Raw genomic sequence first — 17,177 nt, 5'->3', positions numbered from 1 at the left:
GGAGAAGGTGGCGCGAAGCGCCGGATGAGGGGTTGCCTCCGCAAACACTGAGCTCGATGGGCGGAGAGAAACCCCTCACCCGTCTCGCCGCTTCGCAGCGATCCACCCTCTCCCACAAGGGGAGAGGGGAAGGAAGCCCACCCCACTACCGCCGCTTTCTCCATTCGCCGCTACTTTTCATTAAAATTCTCCAGCCCGCCTTAGCCGGATCGCATCATCTGCCTTCCATCATCTCCCCAAGCTCACCGCGCTATCCGCGGAATTGGAGGAGAGTGCCAATGCATCCGCGCCGACATGCCCGCGTCAAACCCGCAGGGCTGGTGTCCCGCCAGGCCAAGATCATCACCGACCCGCGCGCGCCTGTGATCGTCTGCACGCTGATCGACTATTCGGCCGGCGGGGCCTGCGTCGATCTCGGCGGGCAGGTGAGCATCCCCGATCGCTTCGATCTGCTGCACGTCAACACCAAGAAACGCTGCCGCATCGCCTGGAAGCGCGGCACGCGGGTGGGCGTGGTGTTTTAGGAATGCGTCCTTCCAATTGCTGACCAAAAGCAGTGCCAAGCAACCCGCTCGGCTCCCTCCCCCCTTGCGGGGGAGGGTTGGGGAGAGGGGTGGCCCAGCAAATGGTTCTGGTCGCAGTCCTCCGCACCGGCAGCGGAGCGTCGTTCAACATTGAAGAGCTTGCCGTGTGGCTACCCCTCTCCCTGGCCCTCCCCCGCAAGGGGGGAGGGAACGCAGTGTGCTTGCGGCGCGATCTCGTCCAACAAAGAAGCTACTTCCGCATCCGCGCCTTCGCGCCGCCGACGATCTGCATGGCGGCGCCGGCGATCCAGCCGAGCAGGACGAGCCAGGCGAAGCCGATATGCGGCTCGAGGCGGAGCACGATGACGGCGACGGAGGCGAGCGCGGCAAGCGCGGCACAGAGCGTGCCGGCGGCGCTCAAAAGCTCCGCGGCGTCGATCGTGCTGTGGGCGTCGTCGAAGGGCAGCTGCGGCGTGTCGATGCCGAGATAGAAGCCGACGAAGCCGAGCAGCATCATCAGCAGCAGGAAGCCCTGGGTGGTCAGCGGGGCGATCGCCGATCCAACATAGGCGCCGACGAACAGCCCGCACGCGGCGCCTGCCATCGCCAGGCCCACGCGTTCGAACAGATGGGCAGTTTTGCGAACACGAAACCGCATGGCCAGCCTCCGTGAGGCGTTGAGTGTGCGGAGGTTAGGCCAGTTTTGCGGGGTGTGGAAGCTGAGGAGTTTTACGGATGCGTGAGGCGCGGTTGACTCCCTCTCCCCGTTCTTACGGGGAGAGGGTTGGGGTGAGGGGCCTCTCTCCGCACGTGAGATGATCGCCGCACCTGTACCCCCTCACCCGAATTCGATCTGCGATCGAATTCGACCTCTCCCCGCAAGCGGGGAGAGGTAAAGAAGTCACCGCGCCCCGAATGTGGTCTTGCCGAACAGCGCCTTTTGCGTCGACGGCTGCGAGCGCCAGAATTGCGGCGGGGCCTCGACTTCGCCGCCGACTTCGGCCGCAGCGTGCCAGCCCCAGCGGGGGTCGTAGAGCATGCCGCGGGCGAGCGCGATCATGTCGGCCTTGCCGGACGCGACGATCTCCTCGGCCTGCTTGCCTTCGGTGATCAGGCCGACGGCGATGGTGGGCAATCCCGTCTCGCGCTTGATGGCCTCGGCGAACTGCACCTGATAGCCGGGACCGAGCGTGATCTTCTGCAGCGGCGAAACGCCGCCGGAGGAGGCATCGATCCAGTCGACGCCGCGCGCCTTCAGCGCCTTGGAAAATTCGATGGTCTGCGCCAGATCCCAGCCACCCTCGACCCAGTCGGTCGACGACACCCGCATACCGACCGGCTTTTCGCGCGGGAAGACCGCCCGGACAGCGTCGTAGATTTCGAGCGGGAAGCGCATGCGGTTTTCGAGCGAGCCGCCATATTCGTCGGTGCGCTTGTTGGAGATCGGCGACAGGAACTGATGCATGAGATAGCCGTGCGCGCCGTGCAGCTCGATGGCGTCGATGCCGATGCGATCCGCGCGTTTCGCAGAGTCGACGAAGGCATCGCGGATGCGCTTCAGACCGCTCGCATCGAGCGCCAGCGGCGCGGCCTCGCCCTCCTTGTGCGGCAGCGCTGACGGCGCCACCGTCTGCCAGCCGCCCTCGCTCAAGGGAATGAGCTGGCCGCCGTCCCAGGGCCGCGCACTGGAGGCTTTGCGGCCCGCATGCGCAAGCTGCATCGCGATGGCCGTTGAGGAATGTTTTCGCACCGAGGCGAGGATCTGCTTCAGCGCGGCTTCAGCGGCGTCGCTGTAGAGCCCGAGACAGCCCGGCGTGATGCGGCCGATCGCCTCGACGTGCGTTGCCTCGATGCAGAACATCGACGCGCCCGACAGGCTGAGATTGTTGATGTGGGTGAAGTGCCAGTCGGTGGGAACGCCGTCCTCGGCCGAATACTGGCACATCGGCGACACCACGACACGGTTCTTCAAATTCAGGCCGCGCAGCTTGATCGGGGAAAACAGGGCGCTCATGCGGGGAGTTCCGGAGGGATGGAGGAATGGAAGCAATTGCATGGAGTGTAGTGGGCGACGAGCGGATTGCCACCTGCGCGGCGGGAATGGCCGCCCGTGGGGCCATGCATTTTGCGCGTCACATGATCACAAGACCGCGACACAATCGCCGCGGTCGCCGCATCCCTATGGCAAATCCTCGAACTTGCCGGCTTGCGGCTTGCCCATGCGGATCTTGCCATCGGGCAGCAGCTCGCCATCCGCCTCGGCCGAGAACTGGATCGTGATCCCGCCACCCTCGCGCTTCGAGGCCTTGCCGAGCGGCCCGAGCTTGTCGGCGAGCGCGGCGTCGTCCTGGACGAACACGCGGTAGTCGGTGAGGTGGAAGCGGCGCGGCGCCAGCCATGTGAGCGCCGGCACGGAGGTGCGCATGTCGCCGTCGGTCTTGACGTCGATGCTGCCGCCGCTGACGTCGCGGAACAGGTCCGGCCCGGCGACCAGCTTCGTGCTTTTGCCGTCGATGGCGTAGATGTTGAGCGTCACGATATGGCGCTCGCTGCGGAACGACACGGCAACAGTGCGCGAGTCCGACGACCACGCCGCGTGGAAGGCATCGGGCGCCGAGTCCAGGATGTTGTCGTCGTTGACGTCGTCGAGCGTCATTAGCCGGCGATGGCCGGGCTCGGTCATCAGTGAGAGGCGAAAACCCTCGCTGCCGGATTCGCCGCCGCCATGGGCCGCGACGGAGAGCTTGCCATTCGGCGCGCGGCCGCCCGTGATGATGGCGTATTCGTTTTTGCCATAGCGGTGCTCGGCCGTGGCGTGCGCCTGCGTCAGCGCGGCGAGCGTGAGGATGAGGGCGAGGATGGCGCGAAGGTGAGGCATGAGGATGTGTCGCGGAGGGGTGGGCGCGAGTTCACTCTAGCCGTCGTCCGGCCTACTCCACCAGCGTGAATTGCAACAGCAATGTCCGCTGGAGCAGCGAGAAATTATCGTCCGACACCAGCGTCAGCACGGTCTCGCCCTCCGCCGTGACGTGGGCGTCGATGCCTTCCATGTTGTCGACCTCGTGGCCGAGATCGGCGGCGAACAATGCGGGGCCGTCGACCAGCGCGTTCGGCGCGATGGATTTCAGGGGGATCGAACGGATGCGGATGTTGATGCCGGTGAACCAGGAGAATTTACGTTCGAGAATGAGAAGCTCGCCCGATGGCAGCAGCGTCGCGTCGCTGATGTCGAACTTCTCGGTGCGGCGCACGCTGAACTGGCCGGGCGATGGACCGCCAATCAGGAAGGCGACCAGATTGCCGTCGGCATCCAGCCCGCGCTCGGAAAATGCGATCAGCGTGCCCGCGAGCGGCTGGCCTTTCGGCACTACGACCATCGCCTCGAGCCCCTTGTTGGCAGGCAATTTCCGCACGGCCGGCGGCGTCGGGATGACCTCACCGCGGGCGCGCGTGCCGCCCTTCGAGAAATCGAAGCGCATGATCTGGTTGACGCGCTCCAGCCCGACATAAACGAACGAGCCGTCGCGCGCGAGCGACTCGGTGTCGTACCAGAGCCGCTTCTCCGTGATCGGCCGCCCCTCCGCGTTCAGCATCGGCGCCGCCTCGACGTCGTCGAGCCCGACCATCTTGCCGCTGGAATAGCGGATGCTGCCGGTGAACCAACCACCCTGGTCGGAGATCGCGAGGAAGCGCTCGCCCTTGGCGTCCAGCCGGATGCCGGACAGGCCGCCGAAACCGCGATAGGGCGAGGTGAGCACGAGGCCGCTGCGATATTGCAACGAGCCGAAGCGCGTGCGCGATCGATCGCGTGGTTCGAAATTGGGAATTGCCCGCGCGTTGACCTCGACGCCGACAGGCTCGGTGACGGCGTGCTCGATCTGCGAGATGCGCGGTGGCGGCTCGGTCGCAACCTGAGCCTGCGCCATCCGGGAGATTGCGAGAGTGGAAAATCCCGCCGCCGCGTGGCTGATAAAGCTGCGGCGGGATCGAAGCGTGCTCACGAATGCAGTTTGCGTCGCGGGCGACCGGCCGGTTGCGTGGGTGCAGTGTTGGTTTCACTGAACAGCTCGGCGAGCTTTTCGGTGATGGCGCCGCCGAGCTCTTCGGCGTCCACGATCGTTACCGCGCGGCGGTAGTAGCGCGTCACGTCATGGCCGATGCCGATCGCGATCAGCTCGACCGGCGAGCGGGTCTCGATCTCCTCGATGATGTAGCGCAGATGCCGTTCGAGGTAGTTGCCGGGATTGACCGACAGCGTGGAATCGTCGACCGGCGCGCCGTCCGAGATCATCATCAGGATCTTGCGCTGCTCGGGCCGGCCGAGCAGGCGCTTATGCGCCCAGTCGAGCGCCTCGCCGTCGATGTTCTCCTTGAGCAGGCCCTCGCGCATCATCAGGCCAAGGTTTTTCCGCGCACGGCGCCAGGGGGCGTCGGCGGACTTGTAGATGATGTGGCGGAGATCGTTGAGGCGGCCGGGATTGGCCGGCTTGCCGGCGGCCAACCACGCCTCACGCGATTGCCCGCCCTTCCAGGCGCGCGTGGTGAAGCCCAAAATCTCGACCTTGACGCCGCAGCGCTCCAGCGTGCGGGCGAGAATATCGGCGCAGGTCGCGGCGACCGTGATGGGCCTCCCACGCATCGAGCCGGAATTGTCGAGCAGCAGCGTCACCACGGTGTCGCGGAACGTCGCCTCCTTCTCGTGCATGAAGGACAGCGGATGATAGGGATCGGTCACCACGCGCGACAGGCGCGCGGGGTCGAGGATGCCCTCTTCGAGGTCGAACTCCCAGGCGCGGTTCTGCTGCGCCATCAGGCGCCGCTGAAGCCGGTTGGCGAGACGGGCGACGATGCCTTGCAAATGCGCGAGCTGCTTGTCGAGATAGGCGCGCAGGCGCTCCAGCTCGTCATGGTCGCAGAGGTCTTCGGCGGCGATGATTTCGTCGAATTTCGGCGCGAAGGCGTGATATTCCGGCCCGCGCGGCTCGTTCTTGCCGCTTGAGTTCGGACGCGTCGCCTCGCCCGGCGTCTCGTCGTCGCCGAGCTCGCCGTCATCGAACGTGTCAGACGTCGAGGCTTGCGCGCTTTCCATCGCGCTGTCGCTCATCTCTTCCGAGGACGCCTGCGCCTGATCGGCGCTCATTTCCTGCGCGGCGTCGGAATCGGGCGAGCCCTCGGCACCGGACTGATCGTTGTCGCCGTCCTGGTTCTCGTCGTTGTCGTCATTGTCCTCGCTGTCGGCGTTGCGCTCGTCGCCGATCTCGAGCGCGGTCAAGAGATCATGCACGGCGTCGCCGAACTTGGTCTGGTCCTCGACCACGCCGTCGAGCCGGTCGAGCCGCTTGCCGATCTTGTCTTCGAGAATGGGACGCCAGAGATCGACCATCTTCTTCGCGGCCGCCGGCGGCGCCATGCCGGTCAGGCGCTCGCGCACCAGCATCGCCAGCGCATCGGCCAGCGGCGCATCGGCGCGGTCGGTGATCTCGTCGAACTTGCCGCGATGGAAATGGTCGTCGAGCATCGCGGTGAGGTTTTTCGCAACGCCCGCCATGCGGCGCGCGCCGATCGCCTCGACCCGGGCCTGCTCCACCGCCTCGAACACGCCGCGCGCCTGCGGATTTCCGGGCATCAGCTTGCGATGCAGCTTTGCATCGTGACAGGCGATTTTCAGCGCGATCGAGTCGGCGTGGCCGCGCACGATCGCGGCATCACGCTTGGTCATTTTTCGCGCCGGCTCAGGCAGCCGGGCTTTGCCGGGCGCGAGGCCCGGGCGCTCGGCCGCAAAGGAGACGTCGAGCTCGGGCGATTTCGCGATCGCCTTGAGGCAGGAGGCGACCGAGCGCTTGAACGGCTCGGTCGGAGCTTCCTTGGTGTTACGGAATTTGGAATTGGATGATGATGTGCTCATAGCGACTTCGTCAACGAATGGCGTGTCACGCCGCCGGGATAGCCCTTGAGGGCGCCGAATTCCTCGTACCCTTGGGAACGATAGAAGCCCGGCGCCTGGAAACTCATCGTGTCGACATGGGCCTGGACCGCGCCCAGCCGTCTTGCCTCGTCCTCGATCGCCGCGATCAGCTTCGTGCCAACGCCCTTGCCGCGCTGCTTCTGGTCGATCCAGAAATACTGGATGAACAAAACCGTCGCCCAGATATGCCCGACGATGCCGCCGACGATCTTGCCGCGGTCCTTCAACGAGACCGCGATGCTCTTGATCGGCTGCTTGCCAAAGTGCTCGTCGTTATAGGCGCCGAGCCCGGCGAGCACAGCCTTCTTGGTGGTCCCAATGGTGCGCTCGACGGTGATGGTCGGCATTGTCAGGTCATCTGGCCTAGCTGAGCGCCACGTTGACTGCCGATTCCGGCAGCTCCGCGTTGAAGCAGCGCTGATAGAACTCCGCGACCAGGGAACGCTCGAGCTCGTCGCACTTGTTGAGGAAGGTGACGCGGAAGGCGAAGCCGATATCGCTGAAGATGTCGGCGTTTTCCGCCCAGGTGATCACCGTGCGCGGGCTCATCACCGTCGACAGATCGCCATTGGCGAAGGCGTTACGGGAGAGATCGGCAAGGCGGACCATCTTGTTGACGATGTCGCGGCCCTCCGGGGTGCGATAGTGCTTGGCCTTGGCCAGCACGATCTCCACTTCCTCGTCATGGCTGAGGTAGTTGAGCGTCGTGACGATCGACCAGCGGTCCATCTGGCCCTGGTTGATCTGCTGGGTACCGTGATAGAGGCCCGAGGTATCGCCGAGGCCGACCGTGTTGGCGGTCGAGAACATACGGAACGCCGGGTGCGGCTTGATCACCTTGTTCTGGTCGAGCAGCGTCAGGCGCCCCGACACTTCGAGCACGCGCTGGATCACGAACATCACGTCGGGACGGCCGGCGTCATATTCGTCGAACACCAGCGCAATATTGTGCTGGAGCGCCCACGGCAGGATGCCATCGCGAAACTCGGTGACCTGCTTGCCGTCGCGGACCACGATCGAGTCCTTGCCGACGAGGTCGATACGGCTGATATGGCTGTCGAGGTTGACGCGCACGCAGGGCCAGTTCAGGCGGGCCGCGACCTGCTCGATATGGGTGGATTTGCCGGTACCGTGATAGCCTGTGACCATCACGCGGCGGTTGCGGGAGAAGCCGGCGAGAATGGCGAGCGTGGTGGCGCGGTCGAAGCGGTAGTCGGAATCGACTTCGGGCACATGAGGATCGACTTCGGAATAGGCCGGCACTTCGAGATCGGTGTCGATCCCGAACACCTGGCGCACCGACACCTTCATGTCGGGCATTCCGGAAACTTCCTCAACTTTGGACATCGCGGCGGTCGTCATCAATCCTCCGAAGTCCCGGGCGATCCCGAGACCAGTTATTTGCACGTTGGCTGCGGCTGGGTGCGCCTGCGAACCTATCAGAGACAACGTGCGGGCAGAAGCCCGCCCCCAAATCAAAGTTCCGTTGTCTTTTCATTTAGATAGGCAAGGAACGCGATTTTTGAAAGGCTGCCCTGCGAATCACGCTCGAATTTCGGGCGGGGTAACGGCGCTGCCCACGCGAATGGCACTTTTGCCGCCGCTCCTTACTTATGTAGGGTCTGGCCCCCTGATGCCTGGTCTGAACCCTCCTGGACTCTTCTGAACCCTTGGACCCGCCGCCGACACGAAAGACGTCGTGACATCCTTCCTTGATCCCCTCATCTCCTTCGTTTCGGCCCATGCGTGGCTGGCCTATCTGACCCTGTTCCTGGCGGCGCTGCTCGAAGCCGTGCCGGTGGTGGGGTCGGTGATCCCCGGTTCGACCATCATCCTGGCCCTGAGCGCGCTGGTTCCGGGCGGGGACCTCAAGTTGCAGTGGGTCCTGCTGGCAGCCGCAATCGGGGCCGTGCTCGGCGACGGCTCGGCCTATTGGATCGGGCACCGGCAACAGCGAGAAATCCTCAACACCTGGCCGCTGACCAATTATCCGCGCGTGGTCGAGCAGAGCGAGACCTTCTTCAACCGCTTCGGCACCTGGGCCGTGTTCTTCGCCCGCTTCGTGCCGCCGATCCGGGCGTTCGTGCCGGTGACGGCCGGCGCGCTCGGCATGCCCCCTGCTCGCTTCTACGCCATCAACATCCCGGCGATCCTGGTCTGGGCGCCAGCCCATGTGCTGCCGGGCGTTCTGGCGGTGACGGCCTTGCATGAATATGCCGGCCTGCCGCACCACGGGCATATCGGCAAGCACATGTGGATTTTGACCGTGGTCGGCGTGGCGATCGCGTTGGGCGTGGCGGCTTGGCTCTATCGCCGCCGGAATGGCGGCAGTGTCGCGACAGCAAAGCCGCCGGGCTAAATCTACTGCATCCAGGCACTCTGACCTCATCCTGAGGAGCCCGCGAAGCGGGCGTCTCGAAGGATGGCCGCGGGCAAGAGCCGGGCCTGCATGGTTCGCCCGGCGATGCGCAGCATCGTCCGGAGACGCGCGTTCCGCGCTCCTCACCGTAAGGGTCTAGATCTGGCCCTTGGTCTCCGGAGGCCCCGCCCGCCGCCCCGGCGCAGGCCCCACATACCTTGCCCGCGGCCGGATCAACTTCCCGAACTGCAATTGCTCGCTGGCATGCGCAATCCAGCCGACGCTGCGGGCCATCGCGAACAAGGCGAGCTCGCTGCCTGCGGGCAGCCGCAGCGCGTGCACGAGCACCGCGAGCGCGTAATCGATGTTGACGAGCTCGCCGGTCGCTTCGACGATCCGTTCCGGCACTTCGCGCGTGAATTTTCGTGGCGCACCGGCGCGCGAGAGCGCGTTGAGCAGCGATTGCGCGCGGGGATCGCCGCGCTTGTAGACGCCGTGGCCGAAGCCGGCAAAGCGCTCGCCGAGCGCGACGCGCTCGCGCACCATCGGGGCGACATCGCGATCGATCAGCGTCTTGACGAGCTGCGAGGCCAGCACGCCGGCGCCACCGTGCTTGGGGCCTTTCAGCGCGGCGAGGCCTGCGATGACGGAGTCGTAGAGGTTGAGGCCGGTGGACGCCGCGCAGCGTGCGGTGAAGGTCGAGGCGTTCAATTCGTGATCGGCGAGCAGCACCAACGTGCGCCGGATGAGGTCGGGCGCGTGCTTGTTGTCGGGCGCCCAGGCTTTTCCGATCTGCTGATGAAGTGGGTCGGACGACGGCCCGGTATTGAGCATGGTCGCGACCAGGAGCCGGACGATGCGGCCGCCGACCATCGCGCGGCCGTCGGGCGCGCGGGTGAACGCGCGGGGATCGGCGCTCGCGGCAAGCGCGAGCACCGCGATGGCGCGGTCGATCGGCGCCGCGCGGCGCGCGGCCTCCGCGATCGCGCGCATCTCGTCGGAGATCTCGGGCTGATTGTCGGGCGCGAAGGGATCGACGTCGGAGACGTCCCACAAGAGCGTTGCCGTGTGCTCCAGCGTGTCGTTCTCGGCGAGATCGACGCAATTGACGCCGCGATAGATCGCGCCCTCCTCGGTGATGGTCGAGATCTCCGTGTCCATGACAGGCAGATCGGCATCGAAGCTGCGCAGGCCGCGCGGCTCCGGCGACGGCACCCGGCGCTCCTTGAGGCCGCGGACGTCCTCGGCGCGGTAGCGGTTCTTCCGCGAGTCCGGCGTCGGCTCGGAACGGATCAGGCCGCGGCTGACATAGGCGTAGAGGGTGGCCGGGGAGATCGCGAGCTCGGCGGCGGCTTCCCGGGCGGAGAGGTAGAGACCTTCCGAATTTTTCATATTGATTTATGTAATCAAGATTGATCAATCTGTCGAGAGGCCCGATTTTCCCTTGGTGCAGTGCAAAGGAGATTGGGCCATGAACATCCACCTCACCAAAAGCCAGATCGGGCTGGACGGCGTTCCCGCGGCCGAGACCGTGCTGAGCCATGTCGACGGCGAGCGCGGCGAGCTGATCATCGCCGGCGAGCATGTCGGACGCCTCGCCGCCAAATCAAGTTTTGAAGGCGTTACCGCCCGGCTCTGGAATGGCGCGAGCCAGAGCAGCTTGAGCGAAGCCAATGTGCGGGCGAGCCTCGGTGCGGCCCGTGAGCGCGCCTTCGCGCGGCTGGACGAGCTGCTGCCGGCGACGCGCGGCATGGGCATCGTCGACGGATTTCGCGCGGCGGTCGCCGGCCTTCGCGCGGAGCACGGCCTGCCGCATGAGGCGACCATCGTCGGCGCATTCCCGGTGATCGCGGGCGCGCTGGTCCGGCGCGCCAAGGAGCTCGATCCGATCGCGCCTGATCCGAATGCGAGCCATGCCGCCGATACGCTGCGCATGCTGCATGGGCGCGCACCTGAAACACGCGAGGTCACCGCGCTGGACGCCTATCTCGTCACCGCCAGCGACCACGGCATGAATGCCTCGACTTTTACCGCGCGCGTGGTGGCTTCAACGCAAGCCGATCTGTTTGCGGCCGTGACCGCGGGCTATTGCGCGCTGACGGGGCCGCTGCACGGCGGCGCGCCGGAGCCGGTGCTGGAAATGCTCGATGCGATCGGATCGCGCGAGCGCATCCAGCCCTGGGTGGATGCTGCGCTGGCGCGCGGCGAGCGGATGATGGGCTTTGGTCACCGCGTCTATCGCGTGCGCGATCCACGCGCCGACGTGCTCAAGACCGCCATCGAGGCTTTCGCCTCCAATGGCGCGAACCTGCCGTTTGCCGGCGAGGTCGAAGCCTACATTCGCAGCGCGCTGCGGAAGAAAAATCCGGAGCGGCCGCTGGAGACCAATGTCGAGTTCTTCACCGCGATCCTGCTCGATGCACTGGCGATTCCACGGCAGGCGTTCACGCCGATCTTCGCGGTGGCGCGCGCGGCGGGATGGACCGCGCATGCGCGCGAGCAGCAGCGGACGGGGCGGTTGATCCGGCCGAGCTCGTCTTATGTGGGGGCAATGCCGGAGGCGTGATGAAGCCGCCCGGATGGAGCGAAGCTCCATCCGGGCTACAGGCTACGGGACGGCGGCTCGCTCAGCCATACACGAACGCCCCGTCGTCCAGATCCGTCTTCGGGATCTCGTCCTTCTCGGTCCAGTAGTCCTGGCTGTGCTGCCATTCCGGCTTGTCGCCGCGCCTGGGCAGCAGGTTCATGTCGCGCATGATGTAGCCGGGGTTGAAATTTTCCGGATCGATCCAGGGCAGGATCGGCATGTTGTGGTCTTCGGGACGCAAGGCGACCTCGACCTTCTTCGCGCCCTTCGCTTTCATGTGTCCGAGTAAACGGCAGACGAAGTCGGCGACGAGATCGACGCGCAGCGTCCAGCTGGCGCGGAAATAGCCGAACACCCAGACCATGTTCGGCACGCCCGTGAACATCATGCCACGATAGGTGACGGTGTCGCCGAAGGCGAGCGGCTTGCCGTCGATCTCGAAGGCGATGTCGCCGAGGGCTGCGAGGTTGAAGCCGGTCGCGGTGACGATGACATCGGCTTCGAGCACTTTGCCTGATTTGAGCTGGACGCCGTTCTCGACGAAGCATTCGATCTCGTCGGTGACGACGGAGGCCTTGCCGCTGGCGATGCCCTTGAACAGATCGGCGTCGGGCACGAAGGCGATGCGCTGCCGCCATGGCCGATAGCTCGGTGTGAAGTGCGTCTCGACGTCGTAGTCCGGGCCGAGCACCGCGCTGATCTGGCCGATCAGCTCCTTCTTCACCTGCTCCGGCTTGGACAGGCAGAGCTTTGTGAACGCATCCTGCTCGAACAAAATCTTGCGCCGGACGATCTCGTGAATCCATTCTTCGTCGACCTGAAGCCTGCGTAGCTCTTCGGCGATCTCGATGGCATTGCGGCCGAGCCGGAAATAGGTCGGCGAGCGTTGCAGCATGGTGACATGCGCGCATTTGTCGGCGATGTTCGGCACCAGCGTTGCCGCCGTCGCGCCCGAGCCGATCACGACGACTTTCTTGTTCGTGAGGTCGATATCGTCAGGCCAGGTCTGCGGATGGACGATGCGGCCCTTGAAGCGATCCGTGCCCTTCCATTCCGGCGTGTAGCCTTCCGAATGGCGGTAATAGCCCTGGCACATCCAGAGGAAGTTGGCGGTGAAGGTCTTTACTTCGCCGGTGTCGGTCGTCACCGCTTCGATGGTCCAGAGATTGTTCTCGCTCGACCAACTCGCGGAATTGATCTTGTGCTTGTAGCGAATATGCTTCGCGATGTCGTTGTCGTCGATCACCTCGTTCATGTAGGTGAGGATTTCCTCGGCCGTTGCGATCGGCGGCCCGACCCAGGGCTTGAAGCTGTAGCCGAAGGTGTGGAGGTCGCTGTCCGAACGAATTCCGGGATAGTGATGCGTGGTCCAGGTGCCGCCGAAAGTCGCCTGCGTTTCCAGGACGACGAAGCTCGCACCCGGAAGCTGCTTTTTCATGTGATAAGCGCTGCCGATGCCGGAGATGCCGGCGCCGACGATCAGCACGTCGAAATGTTCAGAGGCCTGCTTGGTGGTGGCGTGACTGCGAACAGCGACATTCATTGTTGCTTCTATGCCTTGTCTTTTTCAGGCCGCCATTGATTGGCGACGCGTTTCCTCCGCGACGGGCATTGCCGCCCATCGCGCTTCCCCTGCAAAATGACATAGATCAAGCCGCGATCAAACTACAACGCCGCGCCCCAGCCCCGCGCAGTCTGCAAGATCCAGTCGCGATAGAGCGTGAGCGGCGTGACCCCGGTCAATCCGCCGCAACCGGCCGCGCCGTTCGGCCCTGTCGACCAGCTGATGACGCCGACGAGCACCGCGCCACCAGGCTTGTCTTCGAACACGGGACCGCCGGAATCGCCGGTGCAGGCGCCAATTCCGTCGCGAACACCGTTGGTTACGGGATCAACCAGCCGGATCTGAAGCGTGCCGGGCTGGCCGGTGGCGACGAGCCCGGCAACGCGTGTCGTGCCGCCGCTCTTGCCGTCACCGCGCACGGTGACGCCGATACCGGCGATGACGAAGCGGCTGCCGACCTGGATTGGAATGTTTGGTGCGCCGACCGGCACCGTCGATTTTCCCTTGAGTGGAATTTCCAGTTGCAGCAGTGCCACGTCGGCGGTGGCGCGATGCGCCTGCATCGCCTGCATGTTGAAGCCGGGATGGATCGCGACGGTGCGCACGTTCAGCAATTGCGGCGCGCCGTCGGCACCGCGATCCACGATCTTGTAGTCGGCGCCCGGCTGCACGCAGTGCGCGACCGTCAACACCAGTTTGGGTGCGATCAGGGTGCCGGTGCAGAAATTGCCGCGCGAGCCGACGATGGTGACGACCGCGCGCGCAACGCCATCCGTCTGCGGCGTGCCGCCACCGACAATGGCATAAGCGGGCGTCGCGAGCAGCAGCGCGGCTGTGACGAGAGTGACAAGCTTCTTCATGGAACACGCTTCAGCGTCGGTGACGGCGGAAAATTGCTTCGGACTGGCTCTTGCCGATAGCGCATGCTAGCCGTCTTGGAAAGGAATTGACGAGGGCAGGATAGTGGCGATCGAGGCTGTGATCTTTGATTTTGGCGGGGTGCTGACGAGTTCGCCGTTCGAGGCGTTTTCGCGGTTCGAGACCGAGCGCGGCCTGCCCGTCGACATCATCCGGCGCACCAACACCGCCAATCATCTGGAGAACGCCTGGGCCAAGTTCGAGCGCGCCGAGGTCGATATCGAGACGTTCGATCATTTGTTCGCCGAGGAATCGCGCGCGCTTGGCGCCGAGGTGCGCGGCCGCGACGTGCTGCCGCTGCTCCAGGGCGATCTTCGCCCCGAAATGGTCGAAGCCCTGAAGCGCATCAAGGCGCAGTTCAAGACCGGCTGCATCACCAACAATCTGCCGGCTAACGCGATCGGCAGCATGACCGGGCGCTCACTCTATGTTGCCGAGGTGATGGTGTTGTTCGACCACGTCATCGAATCCGCCAAGATCGGCCTGCGCAAGCCGGATCCGCGCATCTATCAGCTGATGATCGAGACGCTGAAGGTCGATCCGAAGGCCTGCGTCTATCTCGACGATCTCGGCGTCAATTTGAAGCCGGCGCGCGAGATGGGCATGACGACGATCAAGGTCGCAAGTGGCGCGCAGGCGATCGCGGAGCTCGAGGCGGCGACGGGGCTGAAGCTCTCCTAGCCCGAATTACTCCGCCGCAGCCGCCATCCGCTCCGGGAACGCTGCCGCCAGCGAGGCGCGATCCGGCTTCAGCACGCCGCGCTCGGTGATCAGGCCGGTGACGAGGCGCGCCGGGGTCACATCGAACGCATAATTCGCGACCGGCGATCCCTCGGGCACGATGCGCACCGTCTCCAACCGTCCGTCCGCGGTGCGGCCGGTCATGTCGGTGACTTCGGTGCCGCTGCGCTGCTCGATCGGAATGTCGCGAATGCCGTCATTGACGGCGAAGTCGATCGTCGGCGACGGCAATGCGACGTAGAACGGCACGTTGTTGTCGTGCGCTGCGAGCGCCTTCAGATAGGTCCCGATCTTGTTGCAGACATCGCCGTTGGCGGCAACGCGATCCGTACCGACGATGGCGAGATCGACCATGCCGTGCTGCATCAGGTGCCCGCCGGTGTTGTCGGGGATCACGGTATGCGGCACGCCGTGATGACCGAGCTCCCACGCCGTGAGCGAGGCGCCTTGGTTGCGCGGGCGGGTCTCGTCGACCCAGACATGGATCTTGATGCCGCGCTCATGCGCCAGATAGATCGGCGCCGTTGCGGTGCCCCAGTCGACGGTGGCGAGCCAGCCGGCGTTGCAATGGGTCAGCACATTGACCGTCTCGCCCGGTTTCTTCGCGACGATCGCCTCGATCAGCTTCAGTCCGTTGGCGGCGATGCCGCGGTTGATCTCGACATCCTGCTCGACGATCTCGTCGGCGCGGGCATAGGCGGCTTCCGCCCGCTCAAGCGGATCGATCGGTGTCAGCGCCGTGCGCATCTCGTCGAGCGCCCATTTCAGGTTGATCGCTGTCGGCCGCGCCACGACGAGCGTCTCGTAAGCCCGTTTCAGGCCAGCATCGGAGGCGTCCTCGCGCATCGCGAGCGCCATGCCGTAAGCCGCGGTGGCACCGATCAGTGGTGCGCCGCGTACCAGCATGTCGCGGATCGCCGTGGCCGCGTCTTCGCACGACGTCAGGCGCGCGAGGACGAACTCATGCGGCAGCCTGCGCTGGTCGATCGCGCCGACCGACCAGCCGTCGCGCTCGCGCCAGATGCTGCGGAAATGCTTACCGTCGACCTTCATGGCATTCTGCCTTTCGTATCACGCCCGCAGGATACGCCCGGCCACCGCATCGAGCTTCTTCAGAAGCGCGGGATCGCGCGCCTCGGGCGCCGTGATCAGCGCGGTGTCGAGCGCGCGGTCCGAGCCGATCGGGCACGGTTCATGCTCGCGCGGAAAATCCTTGGCCAGCCGCGCCACCAGCGCCTTGGCCTTGTCGGCATTGGACGTCAGCACGCGGATGATGTCCTGCACGGTGACGGCGTCGTGGTCGGGATGCCAGCAATCGAAATCCGTCACCATCGCAACGGTGGCGTAGCAAATCTCCGCCTCGCGCGCGAGCTTTGCCTCGGGCATGTTCGTCATGCCGATCACGGAATAGCCCAGCGTCTTGTAGGTCATGCTTTCTGCATAGGTCGAGAATTGCGGCCCTTCCATGCAGACGTAAGTGCCGGCGCGCGCGATCGCGAGACCTTCGGCTTCGGCGGCGGCGGCAAGATGGATGCGCAAGCGCGGCGAGACCGGGTGCGCCATCGACACATGCGCGACGCAGCCCCGGCCGAAGAACGAGCTCTCGCGCTTGTGGGTGCGATCGACGAATTGATCGACGAGCACGAAGGTGCCGGGCGGCATTTCTTCCTTGAAAGAGCCACAGGCCGACAGCGAGATCAAATCGGTGACGCCAGCCCGCTTCAGCACGTCGATATTGGCGCGATAGTTGATGTCGGAGGGCGACAGCCGATGGCCCTTGTCGTGCCGCGGCAGGAATACGATCGGAAGACCGGCGATGGAGCCGCGCCGCAGCGGCGCCGACGGCTCGCCCCAGGGGCTCGCGATCACCTCTTCGTGCGCGCCCTCGAGTCCCGGCAAATCGTAGATGCCGGAGCCACCGATGATGCCCAATACCGCCTGCGTCATGCCTGCTCCACCCTGTCCGCTACCTGCGACATGGTTAAGCTATGCCAGTTTTGCGGCGATTTTGAAACGGGGTGGTGCGGCGATGCCGGGGAGGAAGACGCGCGCCGGACTTAAGCCGCGGTCGCCGGCTGCAGCTGGGTGGCGACCATGCGCTCCAGCGTCTCGACGGACTGGAAATTCTCCGGCGTGATCTCGACTTGCGGAATGGTGAAGTCGAACTCGGCTTCGACGCCGAGCATCAGATTGACCATGTCCATCGAGGTCAAGCCGGCATCGACGAGTTTCGTCGATGGCGTGACGTCAGCCGTGAGCGAATTCTGCGCGAGGATGCCCTTCACCAGCTTGATGATGCGGTTGCGCACGTCGGCGTCGAAGGCCTGCATGGTTAAATTCCATCTGTATATAAAGGTCGGACCGGTCTGCCGGCTACGATGGGCAGGGACGGCCGATCCCGCAATGGGCGACACCATTACTTCGCGTTTCTTAGTAAACGATGACTCAGATTGTCTGGAATTCAGACTTCTTCCAGATCCCTAACGCGATCGCGGAAATCCGGGGGATGCGAAAAACCG

Annotated in this window: 17 protein-coding genes; 4 read left to right on the top strand and 13 right to left on the bottom strand. The window is 64.9% G+C overall.

The features are described 5' to 3' along the window. The first annotated feature begins 278 nt into the window (after nt 1–278). On the top strand, nt 279–524 hold the full coding sequence (locus BMW89_RS12425) for a PilZ domain-containing protein (protein WP_177196005.1): 246 nt from the start codon (nt 279–281) through the stop codon (nt 522–524). A gap of 250 nt (nt 525–774) precedes the next feature. Here the strand turns inward: BMW89_RS12425 and BMW89_RS12420 are convergent, their stop codons facing one another. From BMW89_RS12420 to cobS, 7 genes are all read right to left on the bottom strand, one after another. Further along, entirely contained in the window at nt 775–1,182 is a 408-nt protein-coding gene (locus tag BMW89_RS12420; RefSeq protein WP_092026589.1) for a hypothetical protein, read from the bottom strand. Between the two features lie 243 nt (nt 1,183–1,425). Beyond that, the gene (locus BMW89_RS12415; protein ID WP_092026586.1) at nt 1,426–2,538 is read right to left on the bottom strand and encodes an NADH:flavin oxidoreductase/NADH oxidase; all 1,113 of its coding nucleotides are present in this window, start codon (nt 2,536–2,538) and stop codon (nt 1,426–1,428) included. A gap of 165 nt (nt 2,539–2,703) precedes the next feature. Beyond that, nucleotides 2,704–3,402 carry a hypothetical protein gene (locus BMW89_RS12410; RefSeq protein WP_092026583.1) on the bottom strand — a complete coding sequence of 233 codons (699 nt, stop codon included), beginning with the start codon at nt 3,400–3,402 and terminating at the stop codon, nt 2,704–2,706. A gap of 52 nt (nt 3,403–3,454) precedes the next feature. Next, the gene (locus BMW89_RS12405) at nt 3,455–4,525 is read right to left on the bottom strand and encodes an esterase-like activity of phytase family protein (protein ID WP_092026577.1); all 1,071 of its coding nucleotides are present in this window, start codon (nt 4,523–4,525) and stop codon (nt 3,455–3,457) included. Continuing rightward, complete coding sequence (gene cobT, locus BMW89_RS12400) at nt 4,522–6,429, bottom strand: cobaltochelatase subunit CobT (protein ID WP_092026574.1); 1,908 nt, start codon at nt 6,427–6,429, stop codon at nt 4,522–4,524. Before cobT ends, BMW89_RS12405 begins: the two co-directional genes overlap by 4 nt. Beyond that, the gene (locus BMW89_RS12395) at nt 6,426–6,836 is read right to left on the bottom strand and encodes a GNAT family N-acetyltransferase (RefSeq protein WP_092026571.1); all 411 of its coding nucleotides are present in this window, start codon (nt 6,834–6,836) and stop codon (nt 6,426–6,428) included. Before BMW89_RS12395 ends, cobT begins: the two co-directional genes overlap by 4 nt. A 16-nt stretch (nt 6,837–6,852) precedes the next feature. Further along, nucleotides 6,853–7,851 carry a cobaltochelatase subunit CobS gene (cobS, locus tag BMW89_RS12390; RefSeq protein ID WP_092026568.1) on the bottom strand — a complete coding sequence of 333 codons (999 nt, stop codon included), beginning with the start codon at nt 7,849–7,851 and terminating at the stop codon, nt 6,853–6,855. Between the two features lie 337 nt (nt 7,852–8,188). Between cobS and BMW89_RS12385 the strand changes: the two genes are divergently transcribed. Continuing rightward, on the top strand, nt 8,189–8,848 hold the full coding sequence (locus BMW89_RS12385; protein ID WP_092026565.1) for a DedA family protein: 660 nt from the start codon (nt 8,189–8,191) through the stop codon (nt 8,846–8,848). Nucleotides 8,849–9,004: 156 nt separating this feature from the next. Here the strand turns inward: BMW89_RS12385 and BMW89_RS12380 are convergent, their stop codons facing one another. Then, a complete protein-coding gene (locus BMW89_RS12380; protein ID WP_092026562.1) occupies nt 9,005–10,240 on the bottom strand; it encodes a citrate/2-methylcitrate synthase in 1,236 nt (411 codons plus the stop codon). Between the two features lie 79 nt (nt 10,241–10,319). On the opposite strand from BMW89_RS12380, the gene BMW89_RS12375 reads away from it, so the two are divergent. Beyond that, on the top strand, nt 10,320–11,414 hold the full coding sequence (locus BMW89_RS12375) for a citrate synthase/methylcitrate synthase (protein ID WP_092026560.1): 1,095 nt from the start codon (nt 10,320–10,322) through the stop codon (nt 11,412–11,414). Between the two features lie 61 nt (nt 11,415–11,475). On the opposite strand, the gene BMW89_RS12370 is transcribed toward BMW89_RS12375, so the two are convergent. Further along, entirely contained in the window at nt 11,476–12,978 is a 1,503-nt protein-coding gene (locus BMW89_RS12370; RefSeq protein WP_092026557.1) for a flavin-containing monooxygenase, read from the bottom strand. A gap of 122 nt (nt 12,979–13,100) precedes the next feature. Continuing rightward, nucleotides 13,101–13,859: a S1 family peptidase gene (locus BMW89_RS12365; RefSeq protein ID WP_177196004.1), complete on the bottom strand. Its 759-nt coding sequence runs from the start codon at nt 13,857–13,859 to the stop codon at nt 13,101–13,103. 103 nt (nt 13,860–13,962) lie between these two features. On the opposite strand from BMW89_RS12365, the gene BMW89_RS12360 reads away from it, so the two are divergent. Continuing rightward, complete coding sequence (locus tag BMW89_RS12360) at nt 13,963–14,598, top strand: HAD-IA family hydrolase (RefSeq protein WP_177196003.1); 636 nt, start codon at nt 13,963–13,965, stop codon at nt 14,596–14,598. Between the two features lie 6 nt (nt 14,599–14,604). On the opposite strand, the gene mtnA is transcribed toward BMW89_RS12360, so the two are convergent. From mtnA to BMW89_RS12345, 3 genes are all read right to left on the bottom strand, one after another. Beyond that, the gene (gene mtnA, locus BMW89_RS12355; protein WP_092026554.1) at nt 14,605–15,711 is read right to left on the bottom strand and encodes an S-methyl-5-thioribose-1-phosphate isomerase; all 1,107 of its coding nucleotides are present in this window, start codon (nt 15,709–15,711) and stop codon (nt 14,605–14,607) included. A gap of 18 nt (nt 15,712–15,729) precedes the next feature. Next, nucleotides 15,730–16,605 carry an S-methyl-5'-thioadenosine phosphorylase gene (locus tag BMW89_RS12350; protein WP_092026550.1) on the bottom strand — a complete coding sequence of 292 codons (876 nt, stop codon included), beginning with the start codon at nt 16,603–16,605 and terminating at the stop codon, nt 15,730–15,732. Between the two features lie 110 nt (nt 16,606–16,715). Beyond that, nucleotides 16,716–16,988 (bottom strand): phosphopantetheine-binding protein, encoded by a 273-nt coding sequence (locus BMW89_RS12345; protein ID WP_092026548.1) that lies wholly within the window; start codon nt 16,986–16,988, stop codon nt 16,716–16,718. Nucleotides 16,989–17,177: the final 189 nt, after the last annotated feature.

The sequence above is a fragment of the Bradyrhizobium sp. OK095 genome, from assembly GCF_900109945.1.
In the GTDB taxonomy this organism is placed as follows: domain Bacteria; phylum Pseudomonadota; class Alphaproteobacteria; order Rhizobiales; family Xanthobacteraceae; genus Bradyrhizobium.
This window is presented reverse-complemented; position numbering and strand designations above follow the sequence as displayed.